This is a genomic window from Bacillus sp. WC2503 (assembly GCF_052682895.1).
Genome location: NZ_JBQYMD010000001.1, coordinates 3,598,716 through 3,614,921, shown reverse-complemented (window position 1 = coordinate 3,614,921; position 16,206 = coordinate 3,598,716). Strand labels below are relative to the sequence as shown.

Here is a 16,206-nt window from a genome sequence, read left to right as displayed (position 1 = left end):
ATAAGTGAGGTGCTTGAAATGGACGGTTTTGATAAAACAATGAAGTTTAGCATTCAAGATGAAAAACAGAGTGTCCATGTAAATGATGTACTTTTAACTGTGTATGATGCACTTCAAGAAAAAGGCTATAATCCGATTAACCAAATCGTCGGTTATTTATTAAGTGGAGATCCAGCATACATACCTCGCCATAAAGATGCACGAAGCATCGTTCGCAAACTTGAACGTGATGAGATAATTGAAGAGCTTGTGAAGTCTTACTTGAAACATCATCGTGAGGAGTAGTTTATGCGGATATTAGGTTTAGATGTGGGTACAAAAACAGTCGGAGTTGCAATGAGCGACGAAATGGGCTGGACAGCACAAGGATTGGAAACAATCAAGATTAACGAAGAACGAGGTCACTTTGGTTTTGACCGTATTTCTGAGTTAGTAAAGCAGTACAATGTGGACAAAATAGTAGTAGGTTTACCTAAAAATATGAATGGTACAATTGGCCCACGTGGTGAAGCGTGCCAGCAATTTGCAGAAAACCTACGAGAGCTGTTACAATTAGACGTTGTAATGTGGGACGAGCGTTTGTCGACGATGGCGGCGGAGCGTCTACTCATTTCAGCTGATGTAAGTCGTAAGAAGCGAAAGCAAGTAATCGATAAGATGGCTGCAGTCGTAATCTTACAAGGATTTTTAGATAGTAAATAAGAGGTGACCAAAATGGAAGAAAATCAAATTACAATTGTAGACGAAAAAGGTAACGAACATTTATGTGAGATTGTTTTCACTTTTGATGCTGAAAAATTTGGCAAAAAATCATATGTAGTCTTCTCTCCAATCGGTGAAGTAGACGAAGATGGAGACCAAATTTATGATGCAATGGCTTATGAGCAAAATGAAGAAGAGGGCGGAACTTTACTTCCAATCGAATCTGAAGAAGAGTGGGAAATGGTACAAGAAATGTTCAACACTCTAGCTGATGAGCAAGAAGCTGAATAATAAGTACTGAGAAGATGGACGATATATAGTCCATCTTTTTTTATATGTAAAATGAAAGATTTTTTGTCGAAACTGTGTAATCCTTTGTAGTATAATGAGACGGATTGTAGAAAAATAAAATATCTGTCAAAAAATGATAGGTAAGTTTATTGTGATTTTTCATCGTGTTGTATAGAAAGACGTACATATGGCCTACAATTGAATAAGGAGGAAGAGTTTTGATAGAGAATCAAGTGAAAAAGAAGCGTAGACGCATTTTTTTATTTTCGATTATTGCACTGCTTTTAGTTTGTGGTTCAGTCTATGCGTATATTTCATCGGCATTAGGACCAGTTGATAGCGGGAATAAAAAAGAGATTGAAGTAGAAATTCCGAAAGGATCATCTACTAGTAAAATTGGTGAAATTTTAGAAGAAAAGGGTGCTGTGAAAAACGGTACAGTTTTTAGCTTTTATACAAAGGCTAAATCAAAAAACTTACAAGCTGGTACATATTTATTAAATCCTTCAATGAGTGCCTCAGATGTCATTGAACAAATGTCATCTGGTAATGTACATCGTCCAGCTCTGTATAAAGTGACGATAAAAGAAGGAGCGCAAGTAACTGAAATTGCAGAAACGGTTGCGAGTGAATTAAAGTGGAATAAAGATGATGTTACGCGTCAATTGAACGATAAAGCATTTATTCAAAAAATGCAGCAAAAGTATCCAAAGTTATTAACGGATAAAATCTTTGATAGTAATATTAAATATCCATTAGAAGGGTATTTATATCCTGCGACGTATTCGTTCTATAAGAAAGATACAACGTTAGAAGAAATCGTAATTCCAATGCTTGAGAAAACAAATGCAATCATTGTTCAAAACGAGGCGAAAATGAAAGCGAAGAACTGGGATGTTCATCAGCTTTTAACATTGTCTTCACTGATTGAAGAAGAGGCGACTGGTTTTACAGATCGCCAAAAGATTTCTAGTGTTTTTTATAATCGCTTAGCAAAAGGTATGCCCCTTCAAACAGATCCAACGGTATTATACGCGCTTGGAAAGCATAAGCAACGTGTATTATACGAGGATTTAAAGGTGAATTCACCGTATAATACGTATGTTGTAAAAGGATTACCAGTTGGACCGATTGCGAACTCTGGTAAACATTCAGTGGAAGCTGCGTTAGAACCTGCGCAAACAGATTATTATTATTTCTTAGCTGCACCAAGTGGTGAAGTGTACTATGCGAAAACATTAGAAGAGCATAATGCATTAAAGCAAAAATATATTACGAAAAAACAGTGAAATGGGGAGGGATAGCGAAAAAGGTCGCACATCCCTCTTTTTTGTGGTAAAATATATCGGGTTAAAAACTGGCAGAAGAATCGTTTTTAATATCAAAACGGGACGTACAAGCTAAGGGTAAAGCTGGCTTGTATTTTTATTGCATTCTATGTGTGAAAAGACGTCATAGAGGCACTTCTCCATGTAAATAAGGAGGACCATTTATGGAGGATGCAGTTAACGAGTACCTATTATCATTTATTGATCCAAAAGATAAATTAATTCTTGAAATGGAAGAATATGCAACAGAAAATCATGTGCCGATTATGGATCGACTTGGAATGGAATTTATGCTGCAATTTTTACGTTTAATTGGACCGAAAAGCATTTTAGAGCTTGGTACAGCAATTGGCTATTCTAGTATTCGTATGATGCAAGCTATTCCAAATTCACGCATTGTGACAGTTGAGCGCAATCGTGAACGATATGAAAAAGCACTTGAATATATAGAACGTTCCCCAGTAAAAGAACGTATTTCAGTTATATACGGTGATGCGTTAGAGACGGGTGAACAAGTAAAAGAACACGGAACATTTGACGTTATTTTTATTGATGCAGCAAAAGGACAATATCGTCGCTTTTTTGACTTATATGAACCGTTATTAAACCCTGGTGGCGTAATTATTTCAGATAATGTTATGTACCATGGTCTTGTAACGACAAAAGAGAAAATTGAAAATAGACGTACACGTGGTTTAATCCGTCGTATTAAGACGTACAATGAATGGCTTATGAACCATGAAGGATATGATACAACGATTTTCCCAATTGGAGATGGAGTAGCTGTTAGTAAAAAGAGAGGATGACCAAGGTATGAAGAAACCTGAATTGTTAGTAACGCCAAGAGCGGTGGCGGATATCGAACCTCTTGCGAAAGCAGGAGCAGATGCAGTAATGATCGGTGAACAAAAGTTTGGTTTACGTTTAGCAGGGGAATTTTCACGTGAAGATGTAAAAAAATCTGTTAAAATTGCACATGAAAATGGTGTGAAAGTATACGTAGCAATGAATGCTATGTTCCATAATGATAAAGTAGAAGAATTAACAGATTACGTTGCATTTTTAAACGAAGTACATGTAGATGCAATTGTCTTCGGAGATCCAGCGGTATTAATGGCTGTTCGTGAAGTAGCACCAAATATGCAACTGCACTGGAATACAGAAACGACAGCAACAAATTGGTTCACTTGTAACTACTGGGGTCAAAGAGGAGCGAAGCGTGCTGTATTAGCTCGTGAGCTTAGCTTAGATGAAATTGTTGATTTAAAAGAAAATGCTGAAGTGGAACTTGAAGTGCAAATTCACGGTATGACTTGTATGTTCCAATCGAAGCGTTCGTTAGTAGGAAACTACTTTGAGTATCAAGGACGTAATCTTGACATTGAAAAGAAAAAATATGAAGAGAATATGTTCTTGTATGACCCAGAGCGTAACAATAAATATCCAATTTATGAAGATGAAAATGGTACTCACATTATGAGTCCGAATGATATTTGTTTCATCGATGAATTAGAGGAACTAATTGAGGCTGAAGTTGATAGCTTAAAAATCGATGGTGTACTAAAAAGCTCTGAATACATTATTGAAGTAACGAAGAAATATCGTCAAGCGATTGATTTGTGTGTGGAAGATCGTGATGCGTATTATGACGTGAAAGATGATCTATATAAAGAAATAGAAGAAATGCAACCAGTAAATCGTCCATTAGATACAGGATTCTTCTTTAAAGAAACGGTTTACTAAACGAGGAGGGTGTAGGAAATGACTGTACAAGAAATTTCACGAGTGATCGATGGCAAGCGCGTTATTGTGAAGAAACCTGAACTGTTAATCCCTGCGGGTAACTTAGAAAAATTAAAAGTAGCTATCCATTATGGGGCAGATGCTGTATATTTAGGTGGACAAGAATTTGGTCTTCGTTCTAATGCAGGTAACTTTACGCTAGAAGATATGGCAGAAGGCGTTGAATTTGCAAAGAAATATGGAGCGAAAATATACGTAACAACAAATATTTTCGCACATAATGAAAATATGGACGGGCTAGAGGAATATTTAAAAGGGATTGAAAAGGCTGGTGTAACGGGAATTATCGTTGCAGATCCGCTTATTATTGAGACGTGTAAACGTGTAGCGCCTTCTGTTGAGGTGCATTTAAGTACACAACAATCGCTATCCAACTGGAAAGCAGCACAGTATTGGAAAGAAGAAGGTTTACATCGTCTTGTATTAGCTCGTGAAGCAAGCTATGAAGAAATGAAAGAAATTAAAGACAAAGTGGACATTGAAATTGAAGCATTCGTCCATGGTGCAATGTGTATCGCATATTCAGGAAGATGTACATTAAGTAACCATATGACAGCGCGTGACTCTAACCGTGGTGGTTGTTGTCAATCTTGTCGCTGGGACTATGACTTAGTTCAAACGGTATCACAACATAAAGATGCAAAAGAGCTTCCTTTATTCCAAAAAGAAGATGCTCACTTTGCGATGAGTCCAAAAGATTTAAATTTAATCTTGTCAATTCCGAAAATGATTGAAATTGGAATTGATAGCTTAAAAGTTGAAGGACGTATGAAATCTATCCATTACGTAGCGACTGTAGCAACTGTATATCGCAAAGTAATTGATGCGTATTGTGCGGATCCGGATAACTTTGAGTTTAAACAACAATGGTTAGATGAGCTTGATAAATGTGCAAATCGTGATACAGCTCCTGCATTCTTTGAAGGGGTTCCAGGACATCAAGAGCAAATGTTTGGAAATCATAGTAAGAAAACAACGTATGATTTTGCTGGTTTAGTGTTAGATTATAATGAAGAAACGGGCATCGTAACGCTTGAGCAACGTAATCACTTCAAACCAGGACATGAAGTGGAGTTCTTTGGACCAGAAATAGAAAACTTTACGCAGACGGTGGAGAAAATTTGGGATGAGGATGGAAACGAATTAGATGCAGCGAGACATCCGTTGCAAATCGTAAAATTCAAAGTGGATCAACCAGTGTATGTGAATAATATGATGCGCAAAAACATACTTCAATAAGAAAGAGTGGTAGTCGAATGGGGACGAATAAGCCTGTTGTAATTGGAATCGCTGGTGGTTCAGGATCAGGAAAAACAAGTGTAACGAAAGCGATTTTTGACCATTTTAAAGGTCATTCCATTTTAATCTTGGAGCAAGATTATTATTACAAAGATCAAAGCCATTTACCGATGGAAGAGCGTTTAAAAACAAATTATGATCATCCGCTTGCGTTTGATAATGATCTGTTAATTGAACATTTGCAGCAGTTGCTTGCATATGAGCAAATTGATAAGCCTGTATATGACTATACATTGCATACGCGTTCAGAAGAAATTATTCCAGTTGAGCCGAAAGATGTAATCATTTTAGAAGGAATTCTTATTTTAGAAGACCCACGTCTTTGTGAGTTGATGGACATTAAGTTATTCGTTGATACAGATGCAGATCTTCGTATCCTGCGCCGCATGCAGCGTGATATTAAAGAGCGCGGTCGTACGATGGATTCAGTTATTGATCAATACGTAACTGTTGTGCGTCCAATGCACAATCAATTTATTGAGCCTTCTAAGAAATTTGCGGATATTATTATCCCTGAAGGTGGACAAAACCATGTTGCAATTGATATTATGGTGACAAAAATTGCAACAATTCTTGAACAAAAAGTAAATTTGTAATAGCATAGTAAAAGATATACGATAGGAAGGGATTTTTTCCCTTCCTATCGAATACAATGAAGCATGCAACCTCATCTATATATAGGTGAGGGCATATTTATATCAACTTTCCATACATATCTTCTTTAAAAGAAGAATTGGAAATACGGGGTTGTATGTGACAACTCCGCTAGTGCAAGGGTACTAGAAACCTCCGCTAACAATGGAAGCGGAGGAGTTTTCATATGGAACTCCTCTTTTTTCAGGGGATTGGTATATAAAAGGAGTGGAAAATATGTCAACAGAAAAAACATACCCTATGACGCAAGAGGGTAAGCAAAAATTAGAGAACGAAGTTGAGCAATTAAAAACAGTAAGACGTAAAGAAGTAGTAGAGCGTATTAAAATCGCGCGTAGCTTCGGCGATCTTTCTGAGAACTCTGAGTACGATGCAGCGAAAGATGAGCAAGCGTTCGTAGAAGGACGTATTACACAATTAGAAAACATGATTCGTAACGCAGTTATCATCGAAGATAATGGCGAAGAATCTACTGTCGTTACATTAGGTAAAACAGTAACATTTAAAGAATTACCAAATGGAGATGAAGAAGCTTACACAATCGTAGGTAGCGCGGAAGCTGACCCATTCGAAGGAAGAATTTCTAACGATTCTCCAATCGCAAAGAGCTTATTAGGTAAGCAAATTGGTGAGAAGGTAGCAATTCAAACACCAGGCGGAGAAATGCAAGTAGAGATTATCTCTGTTAAATAATAAAAATCACTCGTGTAAAAACGAGTGGTTTTTTTATTTGTATAAAAGGTTAAACACCTCGTCCAAACTATAATAGACGAGGTGTTTTTTTATGAAAATAAGACGGAGAATTACAGTTGTTTTAATTTGTTTTATATGTGTGATGTTTTTATTACTTTGTCGTTTACTCCAAATACAGATTATAGATACTGAATCTTTTACTGATCGAAATATTAATTTAATCGAAAGAAGCGTTACGCAACGAACACAATCACTTACAGTAGATAATGGAAGAGGACATTTTACAGATCGGAATGATAAAGAAATTGGTGAAGAGAAATACCCAGTTTTAATTATTTTTCCTTTTTTACAAATAAAAAATGACATGTTAAAGAAAATTGCGCATATCATTGGTGTGTCGAGACAAGAGATCAAAATACAAATGAAAGATAAAAAAAATGCATTTATACTCCAAAGAGGAAATGAGCCATTTCCTTTAGTACGAGAGCAGATGGAGAAGATTAATCAATTAAATGTATTGGGCATTGTAGCGGCTGAAGTTCGATTAAAACAAACTGGAGGGACAAATCATTTAGTGGGTGAAGTGGGGGAGAATGAACGAGAATTCCAAAAGCGATATGGAGAAGTAGAAAAAATTTCAAAACAAACGCCAATTGGTATTTCTGGATTACAGCAATCTTTTGATGAATTTTTATTAACTGATGGAGAGGCAAAAGTATTGTATCAAGTGGACCGGCAAGGAGAACCGATTTTTGGAAAACAGGCGAAATACACTTCGCCAGGAAATCCATTTTATCCAGTTACAATTCAAACTACTTTACATAAAGAGTTGCAGCAAAAAGCTGAAGAGACAATTGAAAAAAGTGAAATAAAGAAGGGGGGATTAGTATTACTTGATGTAAAAACAAATGAAATACTAGCGATGGTTAGCAAACCATCTTTACAGGTTAAAAACGAAAGATTATATAAAGCTACACTTGAAAATCAAATGTTAACACCGCATTTTCCTGGTTCTGTTTTTAAAACAGTAGTTGCAACGGCAGCGATTGATCAAAATATAAATGTATTGAATCGCACATTTAATTGTAATAAAGATTTATATGGTGAAAACGACCCACAAGTTTTGATGGGAACACTTAGTTTTAAAGGGAGCTTTGCTAGAAGCTGTAACAGGGCATTCTCACAGTTAGGTAACGAGCTAATACAAAAGGATAAGATGGTGTTAGAAACGTACGTAGCGGCTTTAGGAGCAGTTGGAAAGGTTGGTTGGAACGGTTCGGTATTTCATACATCGCGTTTCGAGCAAATGCCAGAGGAGAAGAGTGCTATTATCTGGGGGAGTGAGGAAAATAAGACTAGTAAAAAAGCGGTAGCGCAAACAGCAATTGGACAGAAAGATGTACGTATATCACCTCTAGCAATCGCTAATATGATGGCGACGATTGCTAGGAATGGAGAAAAAATGGAAGTGAAAGCTGTTAAAAAAATAGTGTATAAAAATGGAAGTGACTTTTTTACATTTGAAAACCATAAATTAAATGGAAAACAGCTTTCTTATGAAACAGTAAAAACATTACAAGAGTTATTAAGAGGCGTTGTAACAACAGAGAAAGGAACAGGAGCAGCATTCAGGTCGTTGCCACTAAGTGTCGCTGGAAAATCTGGGACAGCACAAACAGGAAAAGGGATGAAGGTCAATCGCTGGTTTGCAGGTTATTTTCCATATGAAAATCCAAGATATGCTTTAGTTGTCGTTGATATAGAAACGGACAGCAGTGTAAATAAAGTCACATCCATTTTCAAAGATATCGTAGAAGAAATCCATCGATTAGAGAATGAAAAGTAATCTTGCAATTCATAGTGAAATGTTTTCATTTCATGAAAATATTATTGTAAATGTTCAACCTTTCTAGATTTAATGTTACAATAGCAAGTATGAAAAACTGCATGGAGGTTTGAAGAATGGCAGGAGGATCTAGATTCCAACAGAAACAACAAAAACGTCGTCAAAACGGTGTTTTAAATATTGCAATCGCTATTGTATTAGTGGCAGTAGCTATTGTAGCATATCAATTGTTCGTTCCTGACACAAAAGAGCAAGCGTCTTCTAATGATAAAAAGGTAGCTCAGCAAACAACAAAAGAAAATAAAGCTGAGAAAGCTAAAGGTAAAGAAGAGACGAAGAAGGACGAACAAGAGAAGGCAGAGGCTAAGAAGAAGGAAGAAGAAGAGAAGCAAAAGGCTGAAGAAGAAAAGCAAAAAGCTGAAGAAGAAGCGAAAGCTAATGAGAAAGTGGCAGCTGAAAAAACACAGCCAAAGGCAACAGATGCTTATACGAAACCTTCTTGGAAGCCAGTAGGTACAGAGCAAGGTGCAACACCTGCGATGACGTTTAACAAAGGTACAGCAGATTGGAATGAGATGAATCAAGCGATTTCCGCTGCAATCGACGTTCCGGTAGAGCAATTAGTTATTCATAGAATCGGAAATAACGGTAAGAATAAAGCTTACGGCAACGTACAAGATAAGCAATCAGGTAAAAAATATTATGTAAATATTGATTGGGTAGAAAATGAGGGCTGGAAACCAGTGCTTGTTCAAACTCTAAACTAAAAAAGAGAAGCTCCTAGGAGCTTCTCTTTTTTAGTTAGCATAATTTCTTTAATTTAAAATGAACAACCGCGCTGTAATACGGTCTTTTGCTTTCGGGATCCATAACCATTTGATGCGAGATGTGATGAACTTCAAGCATAAGTGCTTTATTATTATCAATTTGTTCACTAATTTTTCTTTCTAAGGAAGCTAAGTCTCCCGCTTCAAAAAATTCTATTTTATCTTCTAACATTTCAAAGGTAAATGACATGAAGATGCCCCCTCTCCTATGTAATCAACTACAGTGTAACAAAGAAAAGAAGGAAATACCACGTGCATTTCAATTGACATTTTTAGAAAGAGGGAATATCATACTGATAAAACCGATAAGAAAAAGGGGAATTTTTATGGGCACAGAATTTAATGGTTTATTTGATGAGTGGGCTCATACGTACGACTCATTCGTACAAGGCGAAGATATACAATATAAAGAAGTTTTCGCCCATTATGAGGACATTTTAGAGGATGTAGTTAACAAGTCATTTGGTAACGTATTAGAATTTGGTGTTGGTACTGGCAATTTAACAAATAAATTATTACTTGCCGGTCGTACAGTTTACGGTATAGAACCGTCGCGTGAAATGCGCATGATTGCAAAAGAGAAATTGCCAAAGGAATTTTCTATTACAGAAGGTGATTTTCTTTCGTTTGAAGTTCCGAATTCAGTTGATACCATTGTAAGCACCTATGCATTTCATCATTTAACAGATGATGAAAAAAATGTAGCTGTTGCGAAGTATAGTCAATTGCTAAACAAAGGTGGTAAAATAGTGTTTGCTGATACGATATTTGCAGATCAAGATGCATATGATAAAACTGTTGAAACAGCAAAACAAAGAGGTTTTCACCAGTTAGCAAACGATTTGCAAACGGAATACTATACACGTATTCCGATCATGCAGACTATATTTGAAAACAATGGCTTCCATGTAACGTTTACGAGATTAAATCATTTCGTTTGGGTAATGGAGGCAACTAAGCAATAGAAAGAGGGATTAGATTGAGAATTGCTGTAATTGGAGCAATGGAAGAAGAAGTACGTATTTTACGTGACAAATTAGAACAAGCAAAAACAGAAACGGTTGCGGGTTGTGAATTTACGAAAGGACTATTAGCAGGACATGAAGTAATCTTGTTAAAGTCTGGTATTGGTAAAGTAAATGCAGCGATGTCAACGACAATTTTATTAGAAAAATATAAGCCTGAAAAAGTAATTAATACTGGTTCAGCTGGTGGATTCCATCATTCTCTAAATGTTGGAGATGTAGTTATTTCAACAGAAGTTCGTCACCATGACGTAGATGTAACAGCATTTAACTATGAATATGGTCAAGTACCAGGAATGCCACCTGGATTTAAAGCTGATGAGGCATTAGTTGCATTAGCTGAGAAATGTATGCAAGCTGAAGAGAATATTCAAGTTGTAAAAGGTATGATTGCAACAGGGGATGCATTTATGAGTGATCCGAACCGCGTTGCAGCAATTCGTGATAAATTTGAAAATCTTTATGCAGTAGAAATGGAAGCGGCAGCTGTTGCACAAGTGTGCCACCAATACGAAGTTCCATTTGTTATCATCCGCGCACTTTCTGATATTGCTGGTAAAGAATCAAATGTTTCATTTGATCAATTTTTAGATCAAGCAGCCCTTCATTCTACAAACTTTATCGTAAAAGTACTAGAAGAGTTAAAGTAATGTAACAAAAAGGCAACTGTCTCATATAAAGAAAATACATACAGTTGCCTTTTCTTTATTGGCAAATAAGGGGGAGAACACGATGAATGTATATCGTGGAGTTCATGAGTTAATTGGTCATACACCAATTGTAGAAATTACTCGGTTTTCACTTCCAGAAGGGGTCCGTTTATTTGCGAAGCTTGAATTTTATAACCCAGGCGGAAGCGTTAAGGATCGTTTAGGAAGAGAATTAATCGAAGACGCGCTAGAAAAAGGGCTTGTCACGCAGGGTGGAACAATTATTGAACCGACTGCTGGAAATACTGGTATTGGACTGGCACTTGCAGCGTTAGAACATGATTTACGCGTTATTGTTTGTGTACCAGAGAAATTTAGTATTGAGAAACAAGAATTAATGAAAGCGCTAGGCGCAACAGTCGTGCATACACCGACTGAGCAAGGAATGACCGGAGCAATTGCAAAAGCAAAAGAGTTAGTAAATGAAATACCGAATTCATACTCTCCAAGTCAGTTTGCGAATGAAGCAAACCCACGTGCTTATTTCAAAACATTAGGTCCTGAACTTTGGAATGCATTGAATGGAGAGATTAACATATTTGTTGCTGGAGCAGGAACCGGCGGTACATTCATGGGAACTGCATCTTATTTGAAAGAAAAAAATATAGATATTAAAACAGTTATTGTAGAACCAGAAGGATCTATTTTAAATGGTGGTAAAGCTGGTTCACATGAAACAGAAGGAATTGGTCTTGAATTTATTCCACCATTTTTGAAAACATCTTATTTTGATGAAATTCATACGATTTCTGATCGAAATGCATTTTTACGAGTAAAAGAATTAGCGCAAAAAGAAGGACTTTTAGTTGGGAGCTCTTCAGGAGCAGCATTTCATGCAAGTTTACTGGAGGCAGAGAAAGCAACACCAGGTACAAATATTGTAACGATTTTTCCTGATAGTAGTGAGCGCTATTTAAGTAAAGACATATACAAAGGATGGGAATAAAAAATGAGAGCAAAGACAAAGTTAATTCATGGTATTCGCATAGGAGAACCTTCAACTGGATCTGTAAACGTACCGATTTATCAAACAAGTACGTATAAACAAGAAGCAGTTGGTAAGCATCAAGGATATGAATATTCACGTACAGGCAACCCAACACGAGCAGCTTTAGAAGAAATGATTGCCGTATTAGAAAACGGTCATGCTGGATTTGCATTTGGTTCGGGAATGGCTGCTATTACAGCAACAATTATGTTGTTCTCAAAAGGTGATCACGTTATTTTAACAGATGATGTTTATGGGGGAACGTATCGTGTTATTACGAAAGTATTAAACCGCTTCGGTATTGAGCATACATTTGTAGATACAACAAACTTAGAGGAAGTTGTAGAAGCAATTCGTCCAAATACGAAAGCGATCTATGTGGAAACACCAACGAATCCACTACTAAAAATTACTGATATTAAGAAAATATCTACTCTTGCTAAAGAGAAAGATTTATTAACAATTATTGATAATACATTCATGACGCCATATTGGCAGTCGCCGATTTCTTTAGGAGCAGACATTGTACTTCATAGTGCAACGAAATATTTAGGAGGTCATAGTGACGTAGTTGCAGGTCTAGTAGTGGTAAATAGCCCACAACTAGCAGAAGACCTTCACTTTGTACAAAACTCAACGGGAGGTATTCTTGGACCACAAGATAGCTTCTTACTACTTCGCGGTTTAAAAACGTTAGGAATTCGTATGGAAGAACATGAAACGAATTCACGCGCAATTGCTGAATTCTTAAATAATCATCCAAAAGTAAATAAAGTATATTATCCAGGCCTTGAATCACATCAAAACCATGAATTAGCAACAGAACAAGCAAACGGATTTGGTGCTATCATCTCATTTGATGTAGATAGTGAGGAAACATTAAATAAAGTACTTGAGAAACTGCAATACTTTACACTTGCTGAAAGCCTAGGAGCAGTCGAAAGTTTAATTTCTATCCCATCTCAAATGACACATGCATCAATCCCAGCAGATCGTCGTAAAGAATTAGGAATTACAGATACATTAATTCGTATCTCTGTCGGAATTGAAGATGGTGAAGATTTAATTGAAGATTTAGCACAAGCGCTAGCATAATAAAAATGCACTGCTAATGTGGAGCAGTGCATTTTTATTATGTTTATTTGTGAAATATTTCACAAATTAGACATACACAAATGAAATGATTTCATGTATATTGAATTCATGAAATGTTATTCACGAATAAACTTGTGAAATATTTCACAAACAATGGGATTCATGTAGGACGGTAACTCTATTTTTTTTCGCTAATCGGGACTTATTATGACCTATAGGGACTTATAAAGACCGTGATAACAGAATAGGAGGAAATTTACATGGTAGTCAAAGAGAAAGTTGTAAATGAAATGCAAGAGGTAAAAGAGATGATTGATACGTTAGTAAATAACGGTCAAGAAGCTTTACAAGCATTAGAAAGTTTTACACAAGAACAGATTGACAACATTGTTCATGAAATGGCACTAGCAGGTGTTGATCAACATATGTCGCTTGCAAAATTGGCTGTTGAAGAAACAGGCCGTGGTGTCTATGAAGACAAATGCATAAAAAATATTTTTGCCACTGAATATATTTGGCATAGTATAAAGCAAGATAAAACGGTAGGAGTTATTCATGAAGATCCTCATGAAGAAATAATAGAAATTGCGGAACCAGTCGGTGTAGTAGCTGGAGTAACGCCAGTAACGAATCCAACGTCAACAACAATGTTTAAAGCATTAATCGCGATAAAAACGAGAAATCCAATTATTTTCGCATTTCATCCTTCTGCACAAAATTGTTCCGTTGCAGCGGCCAAAACAGTATATGATGCAGCGGTGAAGGCGGGTGCGCCAAAGCATTGTATTCAATGGATTGAAAGACCATCTGTCGAAGCGACGAAACAATTAATGAACCATGATGGTGTCGCACTCGTTCTAGCAACTGGAGGCGCTGGTATGGTGAAATCGGCTTATTCTACTGGTAAACCAGCACTAGGTGTAGGTCCTGGTAATGTACCGTGTTATATAGAGAAATCAGCACATGTAAAACGAGCTGCTAATGATTTAATTTTATCGAAAACATTTGATAACGGTATGATTTGTGCATCGGAACAGGCAATCATTATCGATAAAGAAATTTATGATGATGTTAAAACAGAAATGATTGCAAATAATTGTTACTTTGTAACAGAGGAAGAGAGAAAGAAATTAGAAAAGCTCGTTATAAATGAAAATACATGTGCAGTAAATAGTGATATTGTAGGGAAATCTGCACAGTATATTGCCGAATTAGTTGGGATGACTGTGCCTGAACATACAAAAATACTTGTAGCTGAAATTAAAGGAATTGGGGCAGCGTATCCACTATCTCGTGAGAAACTGAGCCCAGTATTAGCTTGTGTAAAAGCGAATTCATTAGAAGAAGGATTTACATATTGCGAAGAAATGTTGAATCTTGGAGGTTTAGGGCATTCAGCAGTCATTCATTCTACAAATAAAGAAGTACAAAAACAATTTGGTTTACGTATGAAAGCTTGCCGTCTTATTGTAAATGCACCTTCATCACAAGGCGGAATAGGTGACATATATAATGGGTTTATTCCATCGCTTACACTTGGTTGTGGTTCATACGGGAAAAACTCAGTTTCTCAAAACGTAACAGCGACTCATTTATTAAATATAAAAAGGCTGGCAAATAGAAAAAAGAATATGCAGTGGTTCAAGTTGCCACCAAAAATTTATTTTGAAAAACATGCTACGGCGTATTTAGCAAATATGCCTAACATTTCACGCGCATTTATTGTAACGGATCCAGGAATGGTTGAGCACGGCTATGTAGACACAGTTACGCACTATTTACGTAAGCATGCAAATGATGTGAAAGTTGAAGTGTTCTTTGAGGTCGAGCCAGATCCGTCAGATGAAACTGTTTTTAAAGGTGCGGAAATGATGAGAAGCTTTAAGCCTGATGTAATTATTGCACTTGGTGGCGGTTCAGCTATGGATGCGGCAAAAGGGATGTGGTTATTCTATGAGCATCCAGAAACATCATTCTATGGCATTAAACAGAAATTTTTAGATATAAGAAAACGTACATGTAAATATCCGGAATTAGGAAATAAAGCGCAGTTTGTTGCCATTCCAACAACATCAGGAACAGGGTCAGAAGTGACACCATTTGCGGTTATTACAGATAAGAAAAATAATATAAAGTATCCGCTTGCAGATTATGAATTAACACCAGATGTAGCGATTGTTGATCCGCAATTTGTAATGACAGTACCACCACATGTAACAGCAGATACTGGTATGGATGTTTTAACACATGCAATTGAGGCGTATGTGTCTGTTATGGCAAATGACTATACAGATGGATTAGCATTAAAAGCTATTGATCTCGTATTCAAATATTTACCGAGAGCATATAAAGATGGAAATGATGAAGAAGCAAGAGAAAAAATGCATAACGCTTCTGCAATTGCAGGGATGGCATTTGCAAATGCTTTCCTCGGTATTAATCACAGCTTAGCACATAAGATTGGACCAGAATTCCATATTCCGCACGGACGCGCAAATGCCATTCTAATGCCGCACGTAGTCCGCTATAATGCTATTAAGCCAAGAAAACACGCATTGTTCCCAAAATATGAGTACTTTGTGGCAGATGAAAGATATGCACATATAGCGAGAATGCTCGGGCTTCCAGCAAGTTCGGCAGCAGAAGGGGTGGAATCACTTGTCCAAGCAATTATTGAGCTTGGAAAAAGCTTGAATATTAATATGAGTATTATGGGGCAAGGAGTCGATAAAGAGAAATTTGAAGAGGTTGTTGGAGTATTAGCAGAACGGGCTTTTGAAGACCAATGTACAACAGCCAATCCGAAATTACCGCTCATTTCAGAGTTGAAAGAAATTTATATGGAAGCATATAAAGGTGTGGAATAGATAGGAAAGAGTCGCAATTAAGCGGCTCTTTTTCTTTTGGAAAACATCTCCCCGAATGGCTGCATTTACTTGTCTTTC

The 16,206-nt window shown here is 36.7% G+C and carries 17 protein-coding genes; 16 read left to right on the top strand and 1 reads right to left on the bottom strand.

The features are described 5' to 3' along the window. Window positions 1-18: 18 nt before the first annotated feature. From ACUN26_RS18560 to ACUN26_RS18510, 11 genes are all read left to right on the top strand, one after another. A complete protein-coding gene (locus tag ACUN26_RS18560) occupies window positions 19-285 on the top strand; it encodes an IreB family regulatory phosphoprotein (protein ID WP_000348591.1) in 267 nt (88 codons plus the stop codon). Window positions 286-288: 3 nt separating this feature from the next. After that, complete coding sequence (gene ruvX / locus ACUN26_RS18555; RefSeq protein WP_001221202.1) at window positions 289-702, top strand: Holliday junction resolvase RuvX; 414 nt, start codon at window positions 289-291, stop codon at window positions 700-702. 12 nt (window positions 703-714) lie between these two features. Continuing rightward, the gene (locus tag ACUN26_RS18550) at window positions 715-993 is read left to right on the top strand and encodes a DUF1292 domain-containing protein (RefSeq protein ID WP_000392249.1); all 279 of its coding nucleotides are present in this window, start codon (window positions 715-717) and stop codon (window positions 991-993) included. A gap of 218 nt (window positions 994-1,211) precedes the next feature. Beyond that, complete coding sequence (gene mltG / locus ACUN26_RS18545) at window positions 1,212-2,282, top strand: endolytic transglycosylase MltG (protein ID WP_000572128.1); 1,071 nt, start codon at window positions 1,212-1,214, stop codon at window positions 2,280-2,282. 203 nt (window positions 2,283-2,485) lie between these two features. Next, the gene (locus ACUN26_RS18540) at window positions 2,486-3,127 is read left to right on the top strand and encodes an O-methyltransferase (RefSeq protein ID WP_000389100.1); all 642 of its coding nucleotides are present in this window, start codon (window positions 2,486-2,488) and stop codon (window positions 3,125-3,127) included. Window positions 3,128-3,134: 7 nt separating this feature from the next. Further along, complete coding sequence (locus ACUN26_RS18535) at window positions 3,135-4,064, top strand: peptidase U32 family protein (protein ID WP_000742797.1); 930 nt, start codon at window positions 3,135-3,137, stop codon at window positions 4,062-4,064. 18 nt (window positions 4,065-4,082) lie between these two features. Further along, window positions 4,083-5,363, top strand: a complete 1,281-nt coding sequence (locus ACUN26_RS18530; protein ID WP_000217963.1) for a peptidase U32 family protein — start codon at window positions 4,083-4,085, stop codon at window positions 5,361-5,363. Between the two features lie 17 nt (window positions 5,364-5,380). Further along, on the top strand, window positions 5,381-6,019 hold the full coding sequence (udk, locus tag ACUN26_RS18525) for a uridine kinase (protein WP_000537080.1): 639 nt from the start codon (window positions 5,381-5,383) through the stop codon (window positions 6,017-6,019). Between the two features lie 274 nt (window positions 6,020-6,293). Next, on the top strand, window positions 6,294-6,770 hold the full coding sequence (greA, locus tag ACUN26_RS18520; protein WP_000102593.1) for a transcription elongation factor GreA: 477 nt from the start codon (window positions 6,294-6,296) through the stop codon (window positions 6,768-6,770). Window positions 6,771-6,861: 91 nt separating this feature from the next. Further along, a complete protein-coding gene (locus ACUN26_RS18515) occupies window positions 6,862-8,616 on the top strand; it encodes a peptidoglycan D,D-transpeptidase FtsI family protein (RefSeq protein ID WP_000702462.1) in 1,755 nt (584 codons plus the stop codon). A gap of 116 nt (window positions 8,617-8,732) precedes the next feature. Continuing rightward, window positions 8,733-9,383: a YrrS family protein gene (locus ACUN26_RS18510; RefSeq protein ID WP_000897105.1), complete on the top strand. Its 651-nt coding sequence runs from the start codon at window positions 8,733-8,735 to the stop codon at window positions 9,381-9,383. A gap of 34 nt (window positions 9,384-9,417) precedes the next feature. On the opposite strand, the gene ACUN26_RS18505 is transcribed toward ACUN26_RS18510, so the two are convergent. Then, window positions 9,418-9,633, bottom strand: coding sequence for a YrzA family protein (locus ACUN26_RS18505; protein WP_000010978.1), 216 nt, complete (start codon window positions 9,631-9,633; stop codon window positions 9,418-9,420). A gap of 136 nt (window positions 9,634-9,769) precedes the next feature. On the opposite strand from ACUN26_RS18505, the gene ACUN26_RS18500 reads away from it, so the two are divergent. From ACUN26_RS18500 to adhE, 5 genes are all read left to right on the top strand, one after another. After that, a complete protein-coding gene (locus ACUN26_RS18500) occupies window positions 9,770-10,408 on the top strand; it encodes a class I SAM-dependent DNA methyltransferase (RefSeq protein ID WP_000536326.1) in 639 nt (212 codons plus the stop codon). 14 nt (window positions 10,409-10,422) lie between these two features. After that, the gene (mtnN, locus tag ACUN26_RS18495) at window positions 10,423-11,118 is read left to right on the top strand and encodes a 5'-methylthioadenosine/S-adenosylhomocysteine nucleosidase (protein WP_001217043.1); all 696 of its coding nucleotides are present in this window, start codon (window positions 10,423-10,425) and stop codon (window positions 11,116-11,118) included. Between the two features lie 82 nt (window positions 11,119-11,200). Further along, complete coding sequence (locus tag ACUN26_RS18490) at window positions 11,201-12,124, top strand: O-acetylserine dependent cystathionine beta-synthase (protein WP_001103866.1); 924 nt, start codon at window positions 11,201-11,203, stop codon at window positions 12,122-12,124. Between the two features lie 3 nt (window positions 12,125-12,127). After that, entirely contained in the window at window positions 12,128-13,261 is a 1,134-nt protein-coding gene (locus ACUN26_RS18485) for a bifunctional cystathionine gamma-lyase/homocysteine desulfhydrase (RefSeq protein WP_001201921.1), read from the top strand. Between the two features lie 260 nt (window positions 13,262-13,521). After that, complete coding sequence (gene adhE, locus ACUN26_RS18480) at window positions 13,522-16,128, top strand: bifunctional acetaldehyde-CoA/alcohol dehydrogenase (RefSeq protein WP_000260456.1); 2,607 nt, start codon at window positions 13,522-13,524, stop codon at window positions 16,126-16,128. The last annotated feature ends 78 nt before the right edge of the window (window positions 16,129-16,206 follow it).

What these genes read in the sequence shown, in the direction of transcription:
- ACUN26_RS18505 (WP_000010978.1), bottom strand. Translation starts at nt 9,633, where the DNA reads ATGTCATTTACCTTTGAAATGTTAGAAGATAAAATAGAATTTTTTGAA.
- ACUN26_RS18500 (WP_000536326.1), top strand. Translation starts at nt 9,770, where the DNA reads ATGGGCACAGAATTTAATGGTTTATTTGATGAGTGGGCTCATACGTAC.
- ACUN26_RS18515 (WP_000702462.1), top strand. Translation starts at nt 6,862, where the DNA reads ATGAAAATAAGACGGAGAATTACAGTTGTTTTAATTTGTTTTATATGT.
- adhE (WP_000260456.1), top strand. Translation starts at nt 13,522, where the DNA reads ATGGTAGTCAAAGAGAAAGTTGTAAATGAAATGCAAGAGGTAAAAGAG.
- ACUN26_RS18535 (WP_000742797.1), top strand. Translation starts at nt 3,135, where the DNA reads ATGAAGAAACCTGAATTGTTAGTAACGCCAAGAGCGGTGGCGGATATC.
- ACUN26_RS18530 (WP_000217963.1), top strand. Translation starts at nt 4,083, where the DNA reads ATGACTGTACAAGAAATTTCACGAGTGATCGATGGCAAGCGCGTTATT.
- udk (WP_000537080.1), top strand. Translation starts at nt 5,381, where the DNA reads ATGGGGACGAATAAGCCTGTTGTAATTGGAATCGCTGGTGGTTCAGGA.
- ACUN26_RS18490 (WP_001103866.1), top strand. Translation starts at nt 11,201, where the DNA reads ATGAATGTATATCGTGGAGTTCATGAGTTAATTGGTCATACACCAATT.
- ACUN26_RS18550 (WP_000392249.1), top strand. Translation starts at nt 715, where the DNA reads ATGGAAGAAAATCAAATTACAATTGTAGACGAAAAAGGTAACGAACAT.
- ruvX (WP_001221202.1), top strand. Translation starts at nt 289, where the DNA reads ATGCGGATATTAGGTTTAGATGTGGGTACAAAAACAGTCGGAGTTGCA.
- ACUN26_RS18485 (WP_001201921.1), top strand. Translation starts at nt 12,128, where the DNA reads ATGAGAGCAAAGACAAAGTTAATTCATGGTATTCGCATAGGAGAACCT.
- ACUN26_RS18560 (WP_000348591.1), top strand. Translation starts at nt 19, where the DNA reads ATGGACGGTTTTGATAAAACAATGAAGTTTAGCATTCAAGATGAAAAA.
- greA (WP_000102593.1), top strand. Translation starts at nt 6,294, where the DNA reads ATGTCAACAGAAAAAACATACCCTATGACGCAAGAGGGTAAGCAAAAA.
- ACUN26_RS18540 (WP_000389100.1), top strand. Translation starts at nt 2,486, where the DNA reads ATGGAGGATGCAGTTAACGAGTACCTATTATCATTTATTGATCCAAAA.
- ACUN26_RS18510 (WP_000897105.1), top strand. Translation starts at nt 8,733, where the DNA reads ATGGCAGGAGGATCTAGATTCCAACAGAAACAACAAAAACGTCGTCAA.